The 20,054-nt window shown below is 48.5% G+C and carries 16 protein-coding genes; 12 read left to right on the plus strand and 4 right to left on the minus strand.

The features are described 5' to 3' along the window. Positions 1 to 63: 63 nt before the first annotated feature. Positions 64 to 531, minus strand: coding sequence for a phosphate-starvation-inducible PsiE family protein (locus ACJJID_RS07410; protein WP_444922144.1), 468 nt, complete (start codon positions 529 to 531; stop codon positions 64 to 66). Positions 532 to 1,105: 574 nt separating this feature from the next. Then, entirely contained in the window at positions 1,106 to 1,645 is a 540-nt protein-coding gene (locus tag ACJJID_RS07415) for a MarR family winged helix-turn-helix transcriptional regulator (protein WP_444922145.1), read from the minus strand. Between the two features lie 474 nt (positions 1,646 to 2,119). Between ACJJID_RS07415 and ectA the strand changes: the two genes are divergently transcribed. The 10 genes from ectA (at position 2,120) to ACJJID_RS07465 (ending at position 14,400) form a co-directional block, all read left to right on the plus strand. Next, positions 2,120 to 2,632: a diaminobutyrate acetyltransferase gene (gene ectA / locus ACJJID_RS07420; protein WP_444922146.1), complete on the plus strand. Its 513-nt coding sequence runs from the start codon at positions 2,120 to 2,122 to the stop codon at positions 2,630 to 2,632. A gap of 9 nt (positions 2,633 to 2,641) precedes the next feature. Then, complete coding sequence (gene ectB, locus ACJJID_RS07425) at positions 2,642 to 3,937, plus strand: diaminobutyrate--2-oxoglutarate transaminase (RefSeq protein ID WP_444922147.1); 1,296 nt, start codon at positions 2,642 to 2,644, stop codon at positions 3,935 to 3,937. A 93-nt stretch (positions 3,938 to 4,030) separates the two neighbouring features. Next, entirely contained in the window at positions 4,031 to 4,435 is a 405-nt protein-coding gene (locus ACJJID_RS07430; RefSeq protein WP_444922148.1) for an ectoine synthase, read from the plus strand. Positions 4,436 to 4,781: 346 nt separating this feature from the next. After that, a complete protein-coding gene (locus tag ACJJID_RS07435; RefSeq protein WP_444922149.1) occupies positions 4,782 to 6,212 on the plus strand; it encodes an aspartate kinase in 1,431 nt (476 codons plus the stop codon). Further along, positions 6,197 to 7,126 (plus strand): TPR end-of-group domain-containing protein, encoded by a 930-nt coding sequence (locus ACJJID_RS07440; RefSeq protein WP_444922150.1) that lies wholly within the window; start codon positions 6,197 to 6,199, stop codon positions 7,124 to 7,126. Before ACJJID_RS07435 ends, ACJJID_RS07440 begins: the two co-directional genes overlap by 16 nt. Positions 7,127 to 7,186: 60 nt before the next feature. Then, on the plus strand, positions 7,187 to 8,620 hold the full coding sequence (locus ACJJID_RS07445) for a sodium/proline symporter (RefSeq protein ID WP_444922151.1): 1,434 nt from the start codon (positions 7,187 to 7,189) through the stop codon (positions 8,618 to 8,620). A 514-nt stretch (positions 8,621 to 9,134) separates the two neighbouring features. Beyond that, positions 9,135 to 10,598 (plus strand): betaine-aldehyde dehydrogenase, encoded by a 1,464-nt coding sequence (betB, locus tag ACJJID_RS07450; protein WP_444922152.1) that lies wholly within the window; start codon positions 9,135 to 9,137, stop codon positions 10,596 to 10,598. A gap of 12 nt (positions 10,599 to 10,610) precedes the next feature. Then, positions 10,611 to 12,284, plus strand: coding sequence for a choline dehydrogenase (gene betA / locus ACJJID_RS07455; RefSeq protein WP_444922153.1), 1,674 nt, complete (start codon positions 10,611 to 10,613; stop codon positions 12,282 to 12,284). A gap of 121 nt (positions 12,285 to 12,405) precedes the next feature. Next, on the plus strand, positions 12,406 to 13,623 hold the full coding sequence (locus ACJJID_RS07460; protein WP_444922154.1) for a BCCT family transporter: 1,218 nt from the start codon (positions 12,406 to 12,408) through the stop codon (positions 13,621 to 13,623). A 69-nt stretch (positions 13,624 to 13,692) separates the two neighbouring features. Continuing rightward, positions 13,693 to 14,400, plus strand: a complete 708-nt coding sequence (locus ACJJID_RS07465; RefSeq protein ID WP_444922155.1) for a TorF family putative porin — start codon at positions 13,693 to 13,695, stop codon at positions 14,398 to 14,400. 123 nt (positions 14,401 to 14,523) lie between these two features. Here ACJJID_RS07465 and ACJJID_RS07470 read toward each other — a convergent pair whose 3' ends face one another. Beyond that, complete coding sequence (locus ACJJID_RS07470) at positions 14,524 to 16,146, minus strand: BCCT family transporter (protein ID WP_444922156.1); 1,623 nt, start codon at positions 16,144 to 16,146, stop codon at positions 14,524 to 14,526. 312 nt (positions 16,147 to 16,458) lie between these two features. Here ACJJID_RS07470 and ACJJID_RS07475 point away from each other — a divergent pair, with 312 nt between their 5' ends. Together ACJJID_RS07475 and ACJJID_RS07480 are read left to right on the plus strand one after the other, a co-directional pair. Then, on the plus strand, positions 16,459 to 17,340 hold the full coding sequence (locus ACJJID_RS07475; protein ID WP_444922157.1) for a M15 family metallopeptidase: 882 nt from the start codon (positions 16,459 to 16,461) through the stop codon (positions 17,338 to 17,340). Positions 17,341 to 17,580: 240 nt separating this feature from the next. Further along, positions 17,581 to 17,790: a cold-shock protein gene (locus tag ACJJID_RS07480; protein ID WP_444922158.1), complete on the plus strand. Its 210-nt coding sequence runs from the start codon at positions 17,581 to 17,583 to the stop codon at positions 17,788 to 17,790. 383 nt (positions 17,791 to 18,173) lie between these two features. Here ACJJID_RS07480 and ACJJID_RS07485 read toward each other — a convergent pair whose 3' ends face one another. Continuing rightward, positions 18,174 to 19,868 carry a BCCT family transporter gene (locus ACJJID_RS07485; protein ID WP_444922159.1) on the minus strand — a complete coding sequence of 565 codons (1,695 nt, stop codon included), beginning with the start codon at positions 19,866 to 19,868 and terminating at the stop codon, positions 18,174 to 18,176. Positions 19,869 to 20,054: the final 186 nt, after the last annotated feature.

Genomic DNA, 20,054 nt, shown 5'->3' on the forward strand with positions numbered 1-20,054 from the left:
TGTAAGAGGAGACTTGGGATGCCTTCAAATCGACATCCCACGCAAGTTTTCTAAGATCTGTTGCTATTCAGACATCAACTTTTCGCGCTGATAAACCAAAATAGAAGAAATGCGAAGCGCTCCCAGCACAAAGATAAATGCGGAAAATGCGTAGAGCATCTCGGCTTTGATTTCATGCTTAAATAGTGCAATCAATATTTCTCGAAGTACAAAGACGATTGCCGCATCAACTATAAATGTAAGCCTGAGCTTATGGGTGTGAAAATACTCTATAAGCGATCTGGACAACTCTATTAATACATATAAGGTCAAAACATCCGTTATGATGTCTATGTAATGACCAGTTATGCCTTCAAAATTAAAAAGTTTCCATGTCGTTAAAAATAGTTGAAGTGTCCCCGCTGCTATCCCAACAATGATAAAGACAAGAATGATCCCAAAAACTACGTCTACTGATTTATCAAAATAAATCTTGATTTTCTCACTAATCATCGAGTCTTTCACTTTTGAGTTTTGCTCGGAACTTAGCATAAGTAACCCTTGAAAGGCTTAGAGCCAAAAGATATCAATTTTAAATGCGTTTTTTATCTGCCCTATTCCTATCAAGCTTCTGTGTAGTATAACTTTCGAGCAGAATAGCTTTAAGCAGAACCGCTGCAGCGGGTGCTTTAGGGCGGGGCAATAATCGCATAAACTTTCGGTTCAAACTACAGCTTTACTATCCCCTCCCATAAGAACCGCTGGAAGGTTGATCTTCAGTTAGTGGATGAATTTTTAGTCGCACAGAAGTTAGTGAGAGGGAATACAAACGGGCTTCTCCGGTGGACGAAGATTTGTAAAGCGCTCCTACAACTTTCGCCTTCGTAATAAATGGATTAATGCTTGCGCTGCCTGCCAACTCAAGCAATTCAAGCAACAACAGCACAAAACCCAGAAGCCCAAAACCAGAAGTGCAAAACCCAGAAACCACTAAGTTTCTGGGTCTCAGGGTGATTCACAACTTGTAAGAAAGTTTCCGCTTTTCACCAAAGTTCGCTGTAATGTGCGAATCGCCCTAGAAGCCCTGAGATGCTCATCTCCCAAAGAAAAGGGTTTTCTGAGCGAACTACTTCACTTTCTTGTCGGTTAGATCGGCACTTTCAGGGTAGGCTCCAGACTTTTCAATAGCGGCTCCCTGCCTATCCAAAACCCCGATATCTAATACCGGAGAGGCATCAATATGTTGGGCATCCATCATTTGGGCTACACGCTGCAGTGAGGCAATGATCATACTTTGCTCCCAATCTTTGAGGTCACCGAACTGACGAGCAAACTGATCCTGGAGCGGAATGGGTGCATCTCGCAATGTTTCAGCGGCTTGTTCCGTCAGGTAGGCATGCACTTTGCGCTTGTCGGACTGAGAGCGCTGCCGAAAGACAAGCCCCCTTTTCTCCAGGCGATCCAGAATATTGGTTACCGTCGCCTGGCTGAGGCTCACCTCGTTGGCCAGTTCGCCAATGGTTACCTCGCCCTTATTGCGTATGGCCTGTAGTAATAAAACTTGTGGCGCGGTCAGTCCTGTTGTTTTGGCGAGATGCTTGGAGTGCAGGTCTGTCGCTCTTATCACACGCCGCAGGGCCACTAACACTTGTTCAATGCTGTTCAAAGCTACCTCTCAATCCCAGAGTCAGTCAGAGTGAATATGATGATTATATAGATGACACACTTCATATCTAAGCGCTTTGAGCTCAGCTCCTGGAAAAGTCGGATTCAGGAAGTCAATTCTGAAGAGTTAAATCTTTATTGAGCTGTTTTTTGCTCAATAAGTGATCATGCCAAAAGCTAAAAATTGAGCAACTTTTCCCCCTGACTAGCCATCCAGCCTAAGAGCAAAGTCCTATTTTTGAGTAAACCCTCCTAGGCATGCCGGTGCATTTAGGCCAAGTACCGCCTCTTACTCTGTGCTCATAGTACTGGACTTTGCATTTCATTCGTGTACGATATTTAGCGTTCAAAACATTTTTTACAGAAAGGTTTGTCGAAAAAGCTCAAATAAGCGCCTTAAACAGCATATTTGTATGATTTTCAACCTCTCTAATGTTTAGACGTGTAATTTTGTTTGGCCGAATGGATAGATTTTTTGTCTAGATTAGAAAATATTTCACTAAGACCTCCGCTTCTCGAGGATGGCATGGCTGTGTACCGCCTGATTGAGAGCTGCCCTCCACTGGATACCAATTCCAGCTACTGCAATCTCCTTCAGTGCAGCCACTTTTCAAGTACCTCCGTCATTGCGGAAGTAGAAAAGGACCCCTTAGGCTTTATCTCCGGCTATCTCATCCCCGAGCGCAAAGACACTCTTTTCATCTGGCAGGTTGCCGTTTCTGAGCGCGCGCGTGGTGCGGGTCTGGCTTCACGCATGCTGCAAGACATCCTCAGCCGCCCTATCTGTCAGCCGGTCAAATATCTCGAAACGACAATCACCAAGAACAATCACGCTTCCTGGGCCCTCTTCAAAAGAGCGGCACAGAAGCTATCTGCCGATCTTCACTCCACAGAGTGGATGGATAGCCAAGTCCACTTTGATGGGCAGCATGACTCTGAACATCTTGTTCGTATCGGGCCTTTCACTCACAAAACCAACATTCAGTAAGAGTAAGAAATGAAAATTTTTGATGAGATTGAATCTGAAGTGCAAAGCTATGCCCGCTCCTTCCCGCGGGTTTTCAGTCGCGCTAAAGGCGAATTAATGTGGGATGAGGAGGGGAACCAGTATCTCGATTTCCTCGCCGGCGCCGGCACCCTGAATTACGGGCACAACAACCCGATCTTCAAAGAAGTGCTGATGGATTACATTCAGGCGGACGGTATCACCCACGGCCTGGATATGCATACCAAAGCGAAAGGTGAGTTCCTGCAAGCGCTTAATGAGAAGATCCTTAAGCCCCGCAATATGGAATATGTGGTTCAGTTTACTGGTCCCACAGGTACCAATGCGGTGGAAGCGGCGATGAAGATTGCTCGCAATGTCACCGGTCAACAGAATATCGTGACCTTTACCAACGGCTTTCATGGCGTGAGCCTGGGCTCTCTGGCCGCCACGGGTAACTCACACCATAGAGATGCCGCTGGCGTTAGCCTGAATGGCACCCATCGAATGCCATTCGATGGCTACCTCGGGGAAAACATTGATACCACCGAGTACCTCGACAAGGTGCTTTCCGACTCCAGTAGCGGTATCAACTCACCGGCCGCGGTGATTGTTGAAACCGTACAGGGTGAAGGTGGCATTAACGTCGCAAGTGCCGAGTGGCTGCGCAATCTCCAAAGCGTATGTAGAAAGCACGGTCTGCTGTTTATTGTTGATGATATCCAGGCTGGCTGTGGTCGCACAGGCGATTACTTTAGCTTTGAAGAAGCCGGCATTGAGCCGGATATCATCACACTGTCCAAATCCCTCGGTGGGTACGGCCTACCCTTCGCCGTTGTGCTAATGAAGCCTGAACTGGATCAATGGAAACCCGGCGAGCACAACGGTACTTTCCGCGGAAACAATCTGGCCTTCGTTACTGCGAAATCCGCCATTGAACATTACTGGTCAGACGATAAGTTTTCCCAGGATATTAAGCGCAAAGGTAAATACATTGCCGAGCGCCTCGATAGTATTGTCAGCAAGTATGGCGAGGGTCACTTCACCAGAAAAGGGCGTGGCATGTTCCAGGGAATTGACTGTGTAAGCGGTGAAATCGCCGGAAAAATTACACACTCCGCTTTCAAGCAGGGATTGATTATTGAGACAAGTGGCGCGGATGACCATATTGTTAAATTGTTATGCCCGCTAATTATCAGCGATCAAAACCTGGAAAAAGGCATCGACATCATTGAATCAGCCATCAAGGAAGTTTGTGCAGCTGAAGCGGATATGCCGGAAGAAAAGGTCTATTTCAAGGCCTGCTAGACTTTAATTATTCAGGCAAACTCCGCGCCATAGCTTGCGACTAAAGCAAATGGATAACGCGGACTGCCTGTACAAGACAAAGGTAGACTACCAATGATCGTTAGAAATTTACCCGAAGCCAAAGACTCCAATCGAAGAATCGTCTCCCCGGATGGCAACTGGGAAAGCACCCGCCTGCTATTGAAAGACGATAACATGGGCTTTTCTTTTCATATCACCACCATTTATAGCGGTGCAGATTTCCAAATGCACTACCAAAACCACCTAGAGGCCGTTTATTGTATTTCTGGCCGCGGAGAGGTGGAAACCTTGGATGATGGAAAGAAACACCCTATTGAAGCAGGCACTATTTACATCCTGGATAAGCATGACAAGCATGTTTTACGGGCCTTCGAAGAAATGACTATGGCCTGTGTGTTTAATCCCCCGCTTCACGGCAAGGAAGTACACAATGCTGAGGGCGCCTATGAACTTGGTGCCGACTCCATTGATGTATAAATAGGTACCTATGAGGGTGGGAGGGATGCATAGCCCTACAGGCTACCACTGTCATGAGCAGCACTTGCCAAACGACTCGCAAGAATCTAGCTCAGCTGGTCAACGGGTTGCCCAGAGAGGCCACTTGATTAGCAGTGCATACCCCTCCCCTGCTCCTATTTACTTAAATTCGGCATTCAAAGCAGCTAGAAGGGAGGCCGTTTTGTAATCTTCCTCTGGAAAGATAATCCCCTTGAAAAAGAAAGCGGCCTCGCTTTCGATCAAGATATCTTAATCCGGCCTTATTTGCGGAATTAATCCTAGCGATAGAGGCTATCCAAGAGTACAAAAGGATCTATTAGAGACTATGCATACGATAGAAAAGATTGGTGGGACTTCAATGACGGATTATGAATCTGTCAGGGATAATATTATTAAGGGAAGCCCAGGTGATCTCTACAATCGAGTGTTTGTGGTTTCTGCTTATGGCGGCATAACTGATTTATTGCTGGAGCACAAAAAAAGCGGCCAGCCTGGTATCTACGGATTGTTTTCCAGCGGCATAGAAGATGACAGCTGGCTGGATAAATTTGATGAACTGCGCTTAAAACTGCGCGAGATAAACGAGCGCCTATTTGGCGATAGTGAGCTGCTCACTGAAGCCAACCTATTCCTGGATGAGCGCCTGCAAGGTGCGCAAAAATGCTTGCGCGACTTACAAAGCCTTTGCCAGCACGGACATTTTGCACTGGATGCTCACCTGGGCACCGTAAGAGAGATGCTCGCCAGTTTAGGAGAGGCTCACAGTGCCTGGAATACCTCTAAACTCTTACAGCGGGATGGCGTTAACGCTTGCTTTGTCGACCTGACCGGCTGGCGTACCAGTAAACATATATCCCTGGATGAGCGTATTCGAGATGCCTTTGCAAGTATCGACTTGAGCAAACAGCTGCCTATTGTCACCGGCTATGCGCACAGCGATAAGGGTCTGCTGATCTCTTTTGACCGAGGGTATAGTGAGATGACCTTTAGCCGCCTTGCGGTATTAACCGGCGCCAAAGAAGCGGTCATCCACAAGGAATTCCACTTGAGCAGCGCCGATCCGCGCTTGGTTGGCCCCGACAATGCCGTTCCCATTGGCCGAACCAACTACGATGTGGCCGATCAGCTGGCCAATCTGGGGATGGAGGCGATTCACCCAAAAGCCGCTAAAGGTCTTCGCCAGGAGAACATTCCCCTGCGGGTAAAAAACACCTTTGAGCCCGAACATGCCGGAACCTTGATTACGGGTGACTACGTCAGTGACTCCCCCTGCGTGGAAATTATCGCCGGTTGTAAGGGGGTCTACGCGCTGGAGATGTTCGACCAGGATATGGCCGGAAGCCTTCCGGATTACGATCGCGAAGTGCTGGCAGTGATCAAAAGGTATAAGGCCCATATCATATCCAAAGATACCAATGCCAATACGCTGACTCATTTCCTTTCCACTAACCTGAAAACCATAAAGCGCATACAGTCCGCCATTGAGGAGCTCTTTCCAGAGGCAGAGCTGAATCAGCGCAAAGTAGCGATTGTTTCTGCAATAGGCAGTGATATGCAGATTCCTGGGGTCCTGGCCAAGGCAGTTCAGTCGATCTCCAGCAAAGACATCAGCGTACTGGCTGTACACCAATCAATGCGGCATGTAGACATGCAGTTTATTGTCAATGAATCCGACTATGACATGGCGGTGAGAGCACTGCACGAAGGATTGGTTGAGGTTCACGATCATGGAACCGCGATATGCCTCGCCTCCTAGCAGTTATTTTTTCAGTTGTTCTGTTCGCCTCTTTTGCAGTATTTGCCCAAGAGGCGAATGATAAAAAAAACAATAACACGAATAAAAACAACAATATCGAGGAAGAAGTAGAGGCTCTGAGTGAGGCCATGTATACCCCTTTTATAGAGCGGTATATCCTGGATGAACTCAAGCAGTTACGAATTGACCAGGCGCAAATCAAGCAGGATCTGATCCAACAAATCGTGGATCGTGAGCACAACTCGGTGGATCGGGCTGTAACTTACGCGACCGATACCGTTACCTACTTCTTCTACTTGATTGCCGGTGCCACCTCAATTTTAGTTTTGGTGGGATGGCGATCTTTCCAAGATATTAAGGAGCGTGTGCACTCTCTTGCCGATGAGGAAATTTCCCGTTTGGTGCAGGAATATGAAAAGCGTCTTGAAGTGATTGAGAATCAACTTCAGCAAAAGACCCAGCATATTGAGGAAAACCGCGAGGAAATCGAGCTAACCCAGGAGGTTCAGTCCCTCTGGCTGCGTGCGCAGCAAGAATCATCTGTAGCCAATAAGATCGCTGTCTACGATGAGATTTTGCAGCTCCGCCGAGAGGATGTGGAGGCGCTCACCTATAAGGCTGATGCCGTTCTGGAACTCAACGAACCCCAGTGGGCCATCAATCTTTGCCATCAAGCGCTAAGTATTGACCATGACAATGGCCATGCTTTTTATCAGTTGGCTTGTGCCCACACTACCATGGGTCAATTTGATGAAGCCGTGCGCTATTTGGCGGAAGCCATCATCAGGAGTGAAAGCTACCGCGAAGAGACTCTCAATGATAGCGCCCTAAAACCCCTGGTCGAAAGTGAGGTTTTTGCAGAGCTCGACAAGATTGTCGCCATGAAAAGCCACGATCACGATAAGAGTGCTTAAAACGATATCTGGAAAAAGCATCGTCAAATCTAAAAAATGATAAAGAGATAGGATCTGCAGGTGATCTACGCATTTATTGGCTTTCTACTGTTATTTACTCTGGTGGGTATCTCCTCCGCACTGTTTAGCCGCGGCACCAAGGCCGATTACTATCTCGCCAGTGCCGGCATTCCGCCCTGGTTAGTTGGCTTGTCTGCGGTGGCAACCAATAACAGCGGTTATATGTTTATCGGGGTGATCGGGTACACCTATGTCAGCGGGCTAGCATCCATCTGGCTGATGCTAGGCTGGATTGCTGGTGACTTTATCGCCTCCCTCTATGTGCATAGACGCCTGAGCTGCGCAACCAATGCCAGTGGCGAGGTCAGCTATGCCGGGGTGCTCAGTAATTGGTATGGGCAAAACCACTCTACCCTACAGCGCCTTATCGGGGTTATTTCCCTGCTGTTTCTGCTGGTCTACGCCTCTGCACAAATGATTGCCGGCAGTAAAGCGCTGCATGTGCTTTTGGATTGGCCACTTTGGTCCGGCGCTGTCGCTGGGGCGGTGCTGATTTGCCTCTACTGTTTTGCCGGTGGCATTCGCGCATCTATCTGGACAGACGCCGCACAATCCATAGTGATGATTGGAGCTATGGGCATCCTGTTGGCGGTCGCCCTAGCTGACCTGGGTGGGATCTCCAGCACACTTGAGCAAATGCGGGCTGTCGAAGGATTTATGGACTGGTTCCCCCAGGAGCTTGTCCTGCCCGGCTGGGCGGGTGTTGCCGTCTTCGTGGTGAGCTGGCTCTTTGCTGGATTCTCCGTTATCGGCCAGCCCCATGTCATGGTGCGGTTTATGACACTCAGCGACTCCAGCAAAATGTACCGGGCAAGAGCTTGGTACTATCTATGGTTTGTGCTTTTTTACTGCATGGCGACCGGCGTTGGCTTACTGTCCAGGGTATATATTGCGGATGCTGGCAGTTTTGATGCAGAGCTTGCGCTACCGACGATGGCCATCGAATTGCTTCCCCCTATTCTTGTCGGCCTGATACTGGCTGGGATCTTTGCTGCGACTATGTCCACTGCAGATTCCCTACTGCTTAGTTGTTCGGCGGCCATTACCCACGACATACTGCCCAAAAAGACCGAAAAGACCTGGCTTCTGAAGGTCGCCACAGTGTGCATCACAGGTGCAGCGCTTTTGTTGGCATTAACCAATAATCAAAGCGTTTTTAGCCTGGTAATTTTCTCTTGGTCTGGCCTGGCCAGCGCATTTGGGCCACTGCTATTGGTGTTGTGCCTGGGCTGGAAGCCTTCACAAACCACCAGCATCCTGGCGGTGCTCGTTGGCTTTTCCTCTGCGATAGGCTGGCGAGCCCTTGGACTGCACGGTTCTGTTTACGAGGGTTTACCGGGAATTATGGCGGGACTGTCAGTGTTCTATTTGGCTCGCCAGTTCTTCCAGCCCGTCAAGCTTCCGAGTGCGAACCCAGCTGAGGGTAGTCGTTAAACCCAAGGTAAATTTGATCATTTTCCCTCATGGTCCCAGGGAGCTTTTCTGGGGCCTGCTTTTTTACCCCCTGTCCCCTATTTTTACTGCGGATTACCTTCTCCTTAAGCTAGAGCCCAATCAAGTGACTAGTGGGTATTTTGATAGAGTTCAAATGAGATATTTGGCCTTTATTGACCAATTTTCGGCATATGACTTTCTTGCAACACCTCTATTTTCGGGAAAATCAATCTCATTATTCCTCCCTCTCAATAGTGCATCGAATACGAACAATTAGAGTTCAAACTAATAATATGTTACATTTTCCGTCATATACCCTACTACTTATGTACTAGGTATGGGCTTTCGTCCTGAACCTGTCGTCTGGTTTCGAAACGGATAGCCCTATTTGCAATGATGAATTGCAGCGATGACCAGCGGTCCAAAAAAATGGCTAGCAAGTCTACCTACCCTGCTCTATCGCTTAAAAAACAACCTATTGACCCTCTGTTAAAGCAGTATGGAGAACCAACAGATGTCATTGGAAAAAGAACAAAGTTTTGTTGATGGCCGCTACCTGGCGAATGAAAGTGGTGAATGTTTTGACGTGTTCAACCCGGCAACCAATGAAGTCAGCTATCAAGTAGAAGTTGCCGATGACAAGGTGCTAAATGAAACCATCGAGAGCGCCAAACGTGGCTTCGCTCAGTGGTCAGCAATGGCACCGATCGAGCGCAGCCGTATCCTGCTGAAAGCGGTAGCCATTCTGCGAGAGCGTAACGATGAGCTGGCAGCTATCGAAGTGGCTGATACCGGCAAGCCCTGGCAGGAGGCGAGTGTTGTCGATGTGGTGACCGGAGCCGATTCCATCGAATTCTTCGCAGGCGTGGTCGCAGGTATCGAAGGTAATCAGCAGCAGGTCGGTGAAGACTTCTACTACACTCGCCGCGAGCCCCTGGGTATCTGTGCTGGCATCGGCGCCTGGAACTACCCTTTGCAGATCGCCTGCTGGAAAGCCGCCCCGGCTCTGGCCTGCGGTAACGCCATGATCTTCAAACCCTCCGAGGAAACCCCCAAAGGCGCTTTGAAGCTGGCGGAAATCTTTATTGAAGCGGGCATGCCTCCTGGTGTTTTCAACGTAATCCAAGGCGATGGCTCCGTGGGTGCCTGGCTGACCAACCACCCGGATATTGCCAAAGTCTCTTTTACTGGTGAGGTAGGTACCGGTAAAAAAGTAATGGCCGCAGCAGCTTCCAACCTAAAAGAGGTAACCATGGAGCTGGGCGGTAAGTCCCCGCTGGTTATCTTTGAAGATGCCGACCTGGAGCAGGCAATTTCTGCCGCAATGCTCGGTAACTTATACACCCAGGGGGAGATCTGCACCAACGGCACCCGGGTATTTGTACACCGCAGCATTCACGATCAGTTCCTCGCTCGCCTGAAAGAGCGTGTCGAAAAAAATATTGTTGCCGGAGACCCCATGAACCCGGACACCAACTTTGGTGCGCTGATCTCTGCCAAGCACCAGCAGCTGGTGATGGATTACATCAATAAAGGGAAAGAAGAAGGTGCGACCCTGCTCTGCGGTGGCCATACCCTCTCCCCAGAGAATTCGCCTAACGGCTACTTTGTTGCACCCACCGTATTCACCGACTGTCATGACGATATGACCATCTGCCGCGAAGAGATTTTCGGCCCGGTAATGTCGGTATTGGTGTTTGACGATGAAGATGAAGTTATTCGTCGCGCAAACGACACCCGCCTGGGCCTCGCCGCCGGCGTTTTCACTCGTGATATCACCCGCGCCCACCGTGTAATTCACCAGCTGCAAGCAGGCATTTGCTGGATTAACGCTTATGGCGCTTCCCCGGCAGAAATGCCCGTGGGCGGATATAAATTATCTGGCATCGGCCGCGAAAATGGACTTGCGACCCTCAATCACTACACCCAGCTGAAAGCGGTGTATGTGGGTCTGGCACCACTGGAAAGTCCATTTTAAGCGGTATTCTGCATGAGTGAGTTTGATTACATTATTGTTGGCGCCGGCTCTGCCGGCTGCGTTCTGGCCAACCGACTGTCTGCCCAGGAGGATAAAAAAGTCCTTCTGATCGAAACTGGCGGTAGCGATCGCAGCATCTTTATCCAAATGCCCACCGCGCTGTCTATCCCCATGAATACCAAAAAATACGCTTGGCAGTTTATGACTGAACCCGAGCCGTATTTGGATAACCGCAGCATGCACTGTCCTAGGGGCAAGGTGCTCGGTGGTTCTTCCTCCATTAACGGTATGGTTTACGTGCGTGGCCACGCAAAGGACTTTGATGAGTGGGCTGAGCACGGTGCAGCAGGTTGGGATTACGCCCACTGCCTGCCCTATTTCAAACGTTCCGAAACCTGGGCCTTTGGAGGCGATGAATACCGGGGCGACGAAGGTCCACTTGGGGTCAATAATGGCAACGAGATGGCAAACCCTTTATACCGCGCCTTTATCGAAGCCGGTAAAGAGGCCGGTTACGATTACACCGCTGACTACAATGGTGAGCAGCAAGAAGGCTTCGGCCCCATGCATATGACGGTAAAAGATGGAAAGCGCTGGTCTACCGCCAATGCCTACCTGAAACCGGCTATGCAGCGCCCCAACCTGACCGTATTGACCCATGCCACCGTGCATGAGGTACTACTGGAAGGTAAACGGGCAGTGGGTGTGAAACTTGAGCGCAAAGGTAAAATCCAGGAATTTAAGGCGCGGCAGGAAGTGATCCTGAGCGCAGGCCCCGTCGGCTCCCCTCACCTTCTTCAACTCTCCGGTATCGGAGATTCCGACACACTGGCAGAAGCCGGTATTGAACTTAAGCACGAACTACCCGGCGTAGGCCAAAACCTGCAAGATCACCTGGAGTTCTATTTTCAGTTCCGCTGCAAGCAGCCGATTTCCCTGAACGGTAAGCTGGATCTCTGGAATAAATTCCTTATTGGCTCGCGCTGGATACTAAAGAAAGATGGCCTGGGTGCAACCAACCACTTCGAGTCCTGCGGTTTTATTCGCTCCAAGGAAAATGTCGAGTGGCCGGACCTGCAATACCACTTCCTGCCAGCAGCAATGCGCTACGACGGTCGCGAGGCTTTCGATGGTCACGGCTTCCAGGTACATATCGGCCACAACAAGCCGAAGAGTCGTGGCAGGGTCAAAGTTGTTAGCAGCGACCCCAAGCAATCTCCTTCAATCCTGTTTAACTATTTACAGGAGAAAGAAGATATCGAAGGGTTCCGCGCTTGCGTGCGTTTGACCCGTGAGATTATCAATCAACCAGCTTTTGATGAATTCCGCGGGGATGAAATCCAGCCCGGTACTGATATCCAGACTGATGAACAAATTGATGCTTTCGTGCGGGAGTCCGTCGAAAGCGCCTATCACCCATCCTGTTCCTGCAAGATGGGCACCGATTCAATGGCAGTAGTAGATCCGCAAACCCGTGTACACGGTTTGCAGGGCTTGAGAGTTGTGGACTCTTCCATCTTCCCGACCATTCCGAATGGCAACCTGAATGCGCCCACCATTATGGTGGCGGAACGGGCTGCTGACCTGATTTTGGGGTGCCCCGTATTGGCACCCTCCGAGGCATCGGTAGCTCTCGCGGCTACCAGCACGCAGCGACCTGGCCGCCCTGTGCGGACAGCGAGCTAATCACCACCGGCGTCCTGTCAAGATTTGACTATCCCCTTCATTGTGGCGGGGATACTCAAATCTCGCACAGTTTAGCCTTCTGGAGGCGCCGGTATACCAATAACATAGCTGGAGACACAGCATGACGTTATGGCTTTCTGCGGGAATATTGTTTACTTTTACAGCAATAATCTTTGCTTTAATTCGCTGGGGAAACGTGAAGCTGGTTGGGGTTACACCTGTCCACACTTTCACTTTCATCGCTATTCTTTTCACTTCGGGCCTGGATGTTGGCCTGATCATGTTCCCACTAACCGAATTTGCCGGTTACGCGGACCTGGCCAACAGCCCGGAATACGGCTTTACCAATCCACTCGCTATTGAGTTTGGTTTTTGGGCCTTTTTAATCTGGGGCTTTTACTTCCTCACCTGCTTCTACTTTTGCGTCATTGAGCCCAAAGTGAAGTTCTTTGAGATTGGCCTGGTTAAGCTGATTAACAATGTGGTAATTATCGGCACCTGTGCATTTACCGCTTACTTGCTGCTTAGCAATCTACCGTGGTATCTGCCCCAAGTTGGCGACGGTGAAACCATTGTGGGCAGTTTCTACCTGATCGTATTTGCGGTAATCGCGGCTGCGGTTTATTCCTCCACCAGCTTGCGCTATGTGCGGCTTCTTAGCCTGGCCAGTACCTGGCTTTTCATCGGCCTGATCGCCCTGATGTGGGTTGGTGCTTTTACCGGCGAGAATGGCAACGTTGGTGACTTTACCTCAACCTTTGCCCTACTCGGCGGTTACTTTGGCAACATCCACCAGTTCGTACTGCCTCTGAATGACTACCACGAGTTCTACCTGTTCTGGTGGTTTGCCTGGAGCATCATGATCGGCCAGTTCACCTCCCGCTTTGTGGGCGGTCTGCGCACTTATCAGGTGCTAGCTGCGATGCTGATCTTCCCGTCGATCCCCATCGCTCTGTGGTTCACGGTTCTCTACTACTACTCCAGCCAAGGCCTGGATACCAGCGGCTTTTATAATCTGGCCATGGTGGTAGTGGGTATCACCTTTGTGATCAACTCGCTGGACTCCCTAATTCGCCTGTATACCGACAACCTGGGTATGACGGTAGCCCGCCTCGGCAAGATGAAATACATCATTTTGAACCTGGTGGCTTTAAGTCTACTGACTCTGCTGTTCAAACTGGACTTCCTGCAAATCCAGTGGATCGGCGCTCTGGTGATCGGCATCTTCTTCTGCTGCCTCGGCTACATCCTGGTTAAACGTTACCGGGCGGTTGCCGCAATCGACTCCTCACCGAAAGAAAACCTGATCGATTTCAGAAAAATCGAGATGGCCAACTAAAAATTCGAGAGTGAGACACCCTGCCCGTAATACGGGCAGGGAAAAGAAATAATTTAAGGGGACAATACTATGAAACTGAAATTATCTGCCCTGGCCTGCGCCTCAATGCTGGCCCTTTCACAACAGACTTTTGCAGACCTTTCTTCAACTGTAAATCTGACAACAGACTACACCTTTAATGGTGTTAGCCAGACCCAGAACGATCCTGCCCTTCAGGCCAGCCTGGATTATGGTTTCGACAATGGTTGGTATGTTGGCACCTGGGCTTCCAATGTAGATTTTGGTAGCGGGGACGACACCAATCTGGAATGGGATTTTTACACTGGTAAGTTTATGCAGCTCACCGACAAAGTGAGCCTGGATACTGGTATCGCCTATTACACCTATCATGGTGATGAGGATGTATCTAGGGATTATGACTATCCAGAAGCCTATGCCAAACTGGGCTACAGCTCTGGCCTCGGTGAATCAGAAGTCAATGGCTGGTACAGCTGGGACTATTTTGGAACTGGCGGCAACCACCATATCCTGATGCTGGCGCACACTTTCCAGGTGGCCGAAGGCCACAATGTGCGCTTCAGTGTTGATCGCTCAACCTCTACCAATAAGGACGATTACAACTGGGATGATAAGAAGTCATATAACCACTACCGTGTAGAATACATGACCTCTTTGAACGGCTTTGACTTCAATATTGCTGCGGAAAATACCAATCTCGACTGGGATACCGCAGACGAGCGCATCGTTCTCTCAGTTGCCCGCACTTTTAGCTTTTAAGGCTTAAGTAGCATGCCGAGGCCCAATATGGGCCTCGGCACTTCTTACTCTGCTCCTAGTTATCGTCCTTTCCCAGGCTATCCCCTTCCCTCTCCCAGCCAGTTTCTGTGAAAAATCTCACCGCTATTTACTCTCGCTCTGATTTTCCTCTGTCATATCCCACGGGTCTTCTGTTGGTAGCCCTTCCAGAATGATTTCTTTTTCCATTAGCATCGAATGTGATCGCAAATCATGACGAGCAATTTTAACGATAGAGAAACATAGCAAAAATGCGACTAACAATAAGGGGGCACCTGTAATAATACTCGCCGCCAGCAGTGCCTCGAACCCTCCAAGTATCATCAAGGCAACTGGCAACACTGCCAGGGCAAAAGCCCAAAAGATACGATTCCAACGCAGTGGCTCAACATCGACTTCTTTCTGTACAACTGCAGCAAGGATGTAGGATGTGTAATCAAATGTGATGGCTGTAAATAGCAGTGCCACCAATGTGTATACCAGTACCACCAATTGACTTGCAGGCAGGGCCTTTAATATCGCGAAGATTGTCGCATTCGCTCCCTGATCATTGAGAATCTCCACTAGATCCAGTTTTCCAGAAAAATGCAGATAAACACCATAATTGCCGAGCACCATATAGAATAAAAAGCATCCAAGGGTTCCGTATAATATGGAGCCAACGATCATTTCTCTGATTGTCCGACCTCTGGAAATCCGAGCAATAAAAAGCCCAATGCTCGGTGCAAACACTAACCACCAAGCCCAGTAGAATACGGTCCACTGCTGGGGGAAACGATAACCAGGAGATTCCTCGAAGTGTGAAAAGGAATCGGTCCAGGTGGCCATTTGCAAGAAGCTGTGAAGCATTCTTCCCAGAATCTCCATGCCATTATCGATAATAAATAAGGTTGGACCAGCAAGAAAAACAAAAATCAACAACGACAGTGCAAGCCACATTGTGAAGTTGGAAAACGCACTGATCCCGCGCCTTAAACCGACAAAGGCACTGTAGCCAAACAATAACGCACAGAGTAAAAGAACCGCTATTTGCGTCTTAAGTCCTATGGGGAGGCCCAACAACTCATGGAAACCCTGAGTGATCAATGGCGCGGCAATACCTAACCTGGTGGCAACTCCTCCCAACATGCCTAACACCAGAGAGATATCGATCAGTTTGCCTATGGCACCATTAGCTCTTCTCTGCCCTAGCACGGGCGCAAGCGCTTGACTGAACTTCAGTACATTGCGCTTTCTCACATAATAGTAATAAGCGATGGGTAATGCGGGTATTAGATAAATTGACCAAGCTAAAGGGCCCCAATGAAATATGCCATAGGTGACCCCCCAGCGAGCGGCCTCTGTTGTATTCGCCTCAACGAGAAATGGTGGCTCCTGGTAATAGTAAATCCACTCTACAAATGACCAATACAAGATAGGGGCTCCAATACCGGAGCATAGCAGCATGGCAACCCAAGGAATTGTTGTAAACTCAGGAGCCTCCCCTTTACCTCCTAGTTTTATACGGCCTACATCACTAAAGGCGATATAAGCCATGAAAAGAATCGACCCAATTCCCAGTAAGAGATAGAGAATACCAAAACGGTTCGTAAGAAAATCTTTTGCCGAAATTATCCATAGAGAGCCAAGATCAGGAAATAAGATCAAAGGCACTGTCGTTATTAGCAACAACAAAAGTGCGCCGCAAAAAGTGGGCTTATCAATAAGGCCTTTTGTAGACTGACTCAATAAATGTCTCCACACCAATGGAGTTTTAAAATAAATAACAAGCGTAGTCGCTTAGAATGCTGTTTTTAAACAAAGGCCTGACACCTTAACCTCTCTTAGAGGAGTAAGTTACGCCAAACTCTTTGAGAGGTAATTCAATCAATTCGTTAAACGCCAATCAACGATATTGAACGTCATATACCCCTCCCCCACGAGGTATTCCGTAAATATCTACCACAATTCAATATATTTAAACCGATGGATACACATATCCCACCCAAATGAACACCGTTAAAAGAGAGGAAGCCTTCATCGAGCTGAGGCTGGGGAAACATGTTCTATTTATATATTATTGTGTTCGCTACTTTTGGCCTGATTGCCTGTACCAAAGACCCTTTAAGTCGTATCACGGAAAAGGATTTCCGCCCTGAATCTGAAGCGGGCATATATGATATTTCAGAAGAAGAATGTGCCTTGATGGTTTATCGGAAAATAATCATTAAGGAGTCGCCCATCGGCTGTGAAAGGCTAAAGAAAGTAGTCTTCGAGTTTTACCCATTAACAGATGGGCAGCCTGGTGGAGCGGAAAGTGAAAACAAAGGAGCCTTAATAGTTCTTGATGTTGTAGCCGACAGTGTCCTTGCCCTTTTCGATGAGCTATATCAAAGACAATTTCCCATAAAATCTGCAATACCCATTGAGTACTTTAGTCAGCAAGAGAGAAAAACAGAAGATATGAACAACTCTCTTGCATTTGACTCCCGACCAATCACGGGTGGAAGTAAATGGTCCGAACACGCCTATGGCGTTGCCATTGATATTAACCCATTACAAAACCCCTACCTCTATATAGACCAGTCATCGAAAGCAATAGTAGTACCGAAAGATGCTAAGGAAGGTTACTTAAACCGAGCGAAGTATCGGGTGGGAAAACCTGTGCGTGTCGGGATGTCTGAGGATGTAACCACCGTGTTTGCCAAACACGGCTTTGCCGTTTGGGGCGGGGATTGGAATGTGCCTATTGATTACATGCACTTCCAAGTCGGCACTCGCCAGTTTATTGAGCACCTCGTTGCCCTGCCTGTAGAGGAGGCAAATGCGTTATTTAGCCGTTATGTGAAACGGCTTAATCAATGTTTCCAGAAGAAAGGGCCTACTGATAACGCTGCACTTCTGAGGAAATCCTGTGTAGAGCAAGTTTCGAAAATAGACTGAGACAAATCGGCTAGAATTGAGATGGGCCTCCGGCAAGCAATATTGGCACAAAAAAACTTGACCCAAGACCTAGAGCACGTATAATACCCGAACAGCTAAAAAGTAAGTTGCCTTTGTTTACACTCTCCATTACGTCGCATCTCTGTAGTACTTCGTCCTGTAGATCTTTAAATCTAAGTCTATCTTTTTGCTATTCTTGCCTTCTGAAGGCTTATACCTTTTTATTTACAGGATATTATTATGTCTAAAACAAGCACCGGCACAGTTAAGTGGTTCAACGAAGAAAAGGGCTTCGGCTTTATCGAACAAAAGTCTGGCCCAGATATTTTTGCGCACTATAGCTCAATTGCCAGCTCAGGTTTTAAAACTTTAACCGAAGGACAGACCGTTGAGTTTGAAGTGACTCAAGGCAAAAAGGGTCCTCAGGCAGAGAACATTATCTGCATCTAAGCAGTCGACTCTCTTAGCAGTTGCGCAGCACTGCTAAGTAATTATGTGATTCGCAGGTTGAGATAATAAATAGTTTTATCTCAACCTCGATAACCAGTATCCGAGCAATTCGTATACCCTCCAATTTTTAGCCTTCAATATCCATTGAGTGATGCCCGCCATTTTACCTTGCTGAGTTAAATCTGATCTGCACCAACACATCATTTAAGCCTTTACCAATAGCCTAGAATGTTATTGGCGCTTTTCTGTGTAAAGCATGAGTGTAGCTATATTAACGGCACCGGCACCTTATTTGAGCTGATAACCCAGCCAAGAACCCAGAAGAACCGCTACAGAGCACCCTTGCTTTAGGCGCACCGTAGCGACCAGCTTAACCTATCTGACTATAAGCGAGATGGGTGGCTTCCCGGATCACCCTCTATATGAGGTTTATCATTGTGCGATACCCCATGAGGAGGTTGAGCCGGTAACTCCCAATCACCCTCCTTACTCCAGGGGTCATCTTTTGGAAAATCCTCAATGTAGATTTCTTTCTCTTCGTAATTGGGCTGGAAGCGCAAATCATAGTGAGCGGCTTTAACAATAGAAATACACAGTAGTACCGCCACTATCAGCAGCGGGACGCCACCGATAACACTGGCAGTTTGCAGGGTATCCAGTCCACCGAGGAACATTAGGGTTACAGGCATTATGGACAGAGCGAATGCCCAGAATACCCGATTCCAGCGCACCGGCTCTTCATCCACTTCTTTCTGCACTACCGCGGCGAGAATGTAGGAAATAGAATCAAACGTGGTAGCCGTAAAGATCAAGGCCAGTACCGTATAAACCAGTATCACCAATTTGCTAGCCGGCAGGGTCTGTAAAACGGCAAAAATCGCCGCAGTGGCCCCTTCTTGGTTGAGCACCTGAACCACATCCAGCTCACCAGAAAACTGCAGGTAAACGCCGTAATTCCCAAGCACCATAAAAAACAGGAAACAGCCAAGAGTGCCAAAGAATATGGAACCCACCACCATGGCTTTAATGGTCCTACCCCGGGATATCCTCGCAATAAACAACCCAACACTTGGGGCAAAAACCAACCACCAAGCCCAGTAGAAGATGGTCCAATCTTGTGGGAAATGGGTCTCGGGGAACTGCTCAAATTGCGCGAAGGGCTCCGTCCAGGAAGCCATGTGGAAGATGTTATCCAGCACCCGGCCCAGTGCATCCAGGCCAGTATTCAGCATGAATAGCGTGGGCCCAACGAGAAACACAAATAAAAGGAGCACCACCGATAGCCACATATTGACATTGGAGAGTGCACGAATGCCATTCTTGAGGCCAACGAAAGCACTGTAGCCAAAGATAAGCGTGCAAATCATCAGAACGATTACTTGGGTGCTTAGGCCCTTGGATACTCCGAGCAGCTCATGCGCACCTTCGGTAATCAAAGGTGCAGCAATGCCAAGGGTGGTAGCCCCTCCTCCCAGCATGCCGAATATGAAGAGAACATCAACCAGCTTGCCGATACCGCCCTTCGCACGCTCCTCGCCTAGAACCGGCATCAGTGCTTCACTAATTTTCAGTACGCTGTGGTTTCTGACATAGTAGAAGTAGGCAATCGGTAAGGCGGGGATCAGGTAAATTGACCAGGCCAGTGGCCCCCAGTGGAAAATACCATAGGCTACCGCCCAGCGTGCAGCATCGGGGGTGCCGCCCTCAATCTGGAAAGGTGGAGTTTGATAGTAGTAAATCCATTCAACCATCGACCAGTAGAGGATAGAGGCTCCAATGCCAGAGCAAAACAACATAGATGCCCAGGACATCGTTGAAAACTCCGGGTCTTCTTCTGGAGTGCCGAGTTTTATCTGGCCAATATCGCTAAATACGATATAGACCATAAAGAGTATCGCCCCTACCCCTAACAGTAAGTAAAAGACACCCAGCTTGTCAGTAACAAAGTCCTTTGCCAGTCTTACCCATGCGGCACCCACATCGGGGAAAACAACCAGCGGCACCGTTACCAGCAATAGCAGTACCAATGACCCGAAGAAAGTCGGTTTGTCGATAATTTCTCTGAAACTCTTAGTCAATGTACTCCTCCAAAGCAACTTGCAAACCGACAAAATAAAAGTGGGCGCGGTGTCACATAGGACATCAAGACAAGTGAGGTAGCGGGGAAACTTTTATAGAGGCGGAATACGGCAGATAATGTATTTCTTATAGTGGTGTCGAATTTTAACAGGATGGCGTTTTATTTCAACGCGGGGAACAGGCAA

The organism is Microbulbifer sp. CnH-101-G, assembly GCF_052466775.1.

Bases quoted from the DNA above. Each gene is read 5' to 3' on its own strand.
- ACJJID_RS07410 (WP_444922144.1), bottom strand. From the start codon at position 531: ATGCTAAGTTCCGAGCAAAACTCAAAAGTGAAAGACTCGATGATTAGT.
- ectB (WP_444922147.1), top strand. From the start codon at position 2,642: ATGAAAATTTTTGATGAGATTGAATCTGAAGTGCAAAGCTATGCCCGC.
- ACJJID_RS07430 (WP_444922148.1), top strand. From the start codon at position 4,031: ATGATCGTTAGAAATTTACCCGAAGCCAAAGACTCCAATCGAAGAATC.
- ACJJID_RS07435 (WP_444922149.1), top strand. From the start codon at position 4,782: ATGCATACGATAGAAAAGATTGGTGGGACTTCAATGACGGATTATGAA.
- ACJJID_RS07440 (WP_444922150.1), top strand. From the start codon at position 6,197: ATGCCTCGCCTCCTAGCAGTTATTTTTTCAGTTGTTCTGTTCGCCTCT.
- betB (WP_444922152.1), top strand. From the start codon at position 9,135: ATGTCATTGGAAAAAGAACAAAGTTTTGTTGATGGCCGCTACCTGGCG.
- betA (WP_444922153.1), top strand. From the start codon at position 10,611: ATGAGTGAGTTTGATTACATTATTGTTGGCGCCGGCTCTGCCGGCTGC.
- ACJJID_RS07460 (WP_444922154.1), top strand. From the start codon at position 12,406: ATGACGTTATGGCTTTCTGCGGGAATATTGTTTACTTTTACAGCAATA.
- ACJJID_RS07465 (WP_444922155.1), top strand. From the start codon at position 13,693: ATGAAACTGAAATTATCTGCCCTGGCCTGCGCCTCAATGCTGGCCCTT.
- ACJJID_RS07475 (WP_444922157.1), top strand. From the start codon at position 16,459: ATGTTCTATTTATATATTATTGTGTTCGCTACTTTTGGCCTGATTGCC.
- ACJJID_RS07480 (WP_444922158.1), top strand. From the start codon at position 17,581: ATGTCTAAAACAAGCACCGGCACAGTTAAGTGGTTCAACGAAGAAAAG.